Origin of the sequence: Microbacterium sp., from assembly GCF_051953575.1 — a bacterium.
GTDB lineage: Bacteria > Actinomycetota > Actinomycetes > Actinomycetales > Microbacteriaceae > Microbacterium.
The window spans coordinates 1-3,361 of sequence record NZ_JBQCIP010000193.1 but is presented as its reverse complement, the minus strand read 5'-3'; the positions used below and the strand labels follow the sequence as shown (position 1 = coordinate 3,361).

Below are 3,361 nucleotides of genomic sequence, written 5' to 3'. Positions count from 1 at the left end.
CGTCCTCACCGACACGATCCTGTCGCTCGGCATGATGATCTGCTTCTACTACGGCCTCACCGCGTTCGCGTGCGTCTGGTACTTCCGCAAGCAGTGGTTCGACTCGGCGCGGAGCTTCTTCTTCACGTTCCTGTTCCCGCTGGTCGGCGGTGCCATTCTCGCGGTGCTGTTCGTGACGACCCTCATCGACTCGATGGACCCGGCGTACGGCAGCGGATCCAACATCGGCGGCGTCGGCCTCGTGTTCGTGCTCGGCGTCGGCATCATCGTCGTCGGCGTCGTCATCATGATCTGGCAGGCGATCAAGCGTCCGGCGTTCTTCCGCGGTGAGACACTCAGTATCGACGCGCCCCCGAGCCTTCGACGTGCCGGCCGCTGACCGGCAGACTGACCCCATCCCTTCGATCGGAGAAGCACCCATGAGCGACTACGCCGTCGTCAACCCCGCCACGGGCGAGACCCTGGCCACCTATCCGACCATCACCGACGAGGCCCTCGAGGCCGCCATCGCGGGGGCGGATGCCGCCTACCGCACGTGGCGGAACACGCCGGTCGACGAGCGCGCGGCCCGCATCCGCAAGGTCGCCGACCTGCACCGCGAGCGCCGCGAGGAGCTCGCCGAGATCATCGTGCGCGAGATGGGCAAGCCCCTGGAGGCGGCGCTCGGCGAGGTCGACTTCGCGGCCGACATCACGCAGTACTACGCGGACCACGCCGATCGCATCACCGGCGACCAGCCGCTGGACATCGAGGGCGAGGGCACCGCGGTGATCCGCCGTTCGCCGCTCGGCGTGCTGCTGGGCATCATGCCGTGGAACTTCCCGTACTACCAGGTCGCCCGCTTCGCGGCGCCGAACCTCGTCGTCGGCAACACGATCCTGCTCAAGCACGCTCCGCAGTGCCCCGAGTCGGCCGCCGCGATCGCACAGCTGTACGCCGACGCCGGCCTGGGCGGCGAGTACACGAACATCTACGCCACGAACGACCAGGCTGCCGCCGTCATCGCCGACCGCCGCGTGCAGGGCGTGTCGGTCACCGGCTCGGAGCGCGCGGGCGCGGCGGTCGCCGAGATCGCCGGCCGCAACCTCAAGAAGGTGGCCCTCGAGCTCGGTGGCTCGGACCCGTTCATCCTCCTGTCGACCGACGACCTGGATGCCACGGTCGAGGCGGCGGTCGCCGCGCGCCTGGACAACAACGGCCAGTCCTGCAACGCCGCGAAGCGCTTCATCGTGGTGGAGGGCCTGTACGACGCGTTCCTCGAGAAGTTCACGGCGGCGATGGCCGGCGCCAAGGTCGGCGACCCGTTCGCCGACGACACCGTGCTGGGCCCGCTGTCGTCGCTCACGGCCGCGGAGCGCCTGGCCGCGCAGGTCGACAACGCGGTGGCGCAGGGCGCGACCCTCGTCGCCGGCGGCGTGCGCGACGGCGCCTACTACCCGGGCACCGTGCTCACGGACGTGACGAGCGACATGGACGCGTACCGCGAGGAGTTCTTCGGCCCGGTCGGCGTCGTCTACAAGGTCGCCGACGAAGACGCCGCCGTGGCGCTCGCCAACGACACGAGCTTCGGTCTCGGCTCGTACGTGTTCACGACCGACGAGGAGCAGGCCGCTCGCATCGCCGACAAGATCGACGCCGGCATGGTCTACGTCAACGTGGTCCTGGCCGACGAGCCCGCGCTGCCCTTCGGCGGCGTGAAGCGCTCCGGCACGGCCCGTGAGATGGGATTCCTCGCCGCCGACGAGTTCGTCAACAAGAAGCTCATCCGCGTCGGCGCCTGACCCCGGAATTGCGAAAGGGTACGTTTCCGCCGCGGAAACGTGCCCTTTCGCGTGTCAGAGGCGGATGCGGGCCTCGACGAGGGCCTCGTCGGCCCACTGCAGCTGCTGCGGCGTTCCCCAGCGGGTCGCGGCATCCCGCGCCGCCTCGAACGCCGTGAGCGCCTCGGCCACCCGCCCGGCATCGAGCAGCCGCCAGCCGGTGTTGTTGTGGAGCGAGATCCGCCAGCGCAGGGTGCGCGGATCGTCGACCGCCGCGAGTGCGGCGAGGGCGGCATCCGTCCACTCGTCGGCCTGATCGGCATCGGCGATCGCGAGCATGTGGAGCGCGTCCACGCGCAGGAAGACGAGATCCGGGCGGGATGCCGCATCCACCGCCGCCGTGAAGTACGGGATCGCCGCGTCGGGGTCGCCGGCCGAGTTGCGCAGCCGACCGCGTTCGAGCGCCGCGCGGGCGGCTACCGCGTCGTCGTCGATCGCCACCGCGTCGAGCGTCGCGTCGGCCTCGGCGAACCGCTCCTGCAGCCCGAGAGCCCGCGCCACCTGCGTCTGCAGCTCGGCGCGGACGCCGGCATCCGTCTCGTCGTCCACGGCCTGCCGCAGCCGTCCTTCCGACGCGACCGGGTCGGAGAAGTCCCACAGCTCGTCGAGCCGCGCCTGCGAGAGGGTCATGCCGGAATGGTAGCCCCGCCGTCCGGGGGTGTCGTCCCGCCCCTGCGAGGACAAGGATGGAGGCATGGCAGACACACCGGACCCCGTGGTCGCGCTCACGGACGAGCAGTGCTGGGAACGCCTGCGCCAGCAGGAGCTCGGGAGGCTCGTCACACACGTGGGCGACACCCTCGACATCTTTCCCGTGAACTACGTCGTCGACGGCGAGAGCGTGCTGTTCCGCACCGCTCAGGGCAGCAAGCTGTTCGAGCTGACCGTCAACGACGAGGTGCTGTTCGAGGTGGACGACCACACCGACAGCGACGCGTGGAGCGTGATCCTGCGCGGTCGTGCGCACCCGCTCGACCGCTCCGCCGACGTCGAGCGTGCCGACGGGCTGGGGCTGCGTCCCTGGATCCCGACGCTCAAGTACACGTACGTGCGGGTGGAGCCGACGGCCGTGTCGGGACGCGCGTTCGAGCGTGCCCCCGAGCCCGACCGCTACGGAATCCAGCAGTACTGAGGCGGCGGTCACGGCGTCGAAGGCCGGCTCGGTTCGCGGGGCCTCCGGGCATGCCGTACACTTGATCGTGCAGTTGAAGTCTGCATTCTTTCGCTGTGCCTGCCAGTCAGGAACAGTGCTCCCCGGTCGGACGACAGGGGAGGAGTGCGGGTTCAGCGAGACCTCCGGGTCTCTAGGGCGGTAGCTCAATTGGCAGAGCAGCGGTCTCCAAAACCGCAGGTTGCAGGTTCGATTCCTGTCCGCCCTGCGCTCAGCGCAACATCGGCTGGTCCGGTGGTTGACAAACACAGTGTGCCGATCCGTGTCGGCTCACGGAAGGTAATCAGGTGGCATCGATGGTTCAGGACGAGCCGAAGGGCGAAGTCGTCCCCGCTGAGGGAACGACCGCGCCTCGCGAGAAGAAGCCGAA

General features: G+C 69.4%; 3 protein-coding genes, 1 tRNA gene and 1 pseudogene. 4 read left to right on the top strand and 1 reads right to left on the bottom strand.

What is annotated here, in order from left to right:
• Positions 1-379: pseudogene (locus tag ACTHNQ_RS11875) on the top strand (amino acid transporter); the annotation flags it as partial.
• Between the two features lie 40 nt (positions 380-419).
• Positions 420-1,781 (top strand): NAD-dependent succinate-semialdehyde dehydrogenase, encoded by a 1,362-nt coding sequence (locus tag ACTHNQ_RS11870; protein ID WP_440333634.1) that lies wholly within the window; start codon positions 420-422, stop codon positions 1,779-1,781.
• A gap of 54 nt (positions 1,782-1,835) precedes the next feature.
• Here ACTHNQ_RS11870 and ACTHNQ_RS11865 read toward each other — a convergent pair whose 3' ends face one another.
• Positions 1,836-2,450 carry a hypothetical protein gene (locus tag ACTHNQ_RS11865; RefSeq protein ID WP_440333632.1) on the bottom strand — a complete coding sequence of 205 codons (615 nt, stop codon included), beginning with the start codon at positions 2,448-2,450 and terminating at the stop codon, positions 1,836-1,838.
• 64 nt (positions 2,451-2,514) lie between these two features.
• Between ACTHNQ_RS11865 and ACTHNQ_RS11860 the strand changes: the two genes are divergently transcribed.
• A complete protein-coding gene (locus ACTHNQ_RS11860; RefSeq protein ID WP_018172803.1) occupies positions 2,515-2,952 on the top strand; it encodes a pyridoxamine 5'-phosphate oxidase family protein in 438 nt (145 codons plus the stop codon).
• 174 nt (positions 2,953-3,126) lie between these two features.
• Positions 3,127-3,199, top strand: a tRNA-Trp gene (locus ACTHNQ_RS11855).
• The last annotated feature ends 162 nt before the right edge of the window (positions 3,200-3,361 follow it).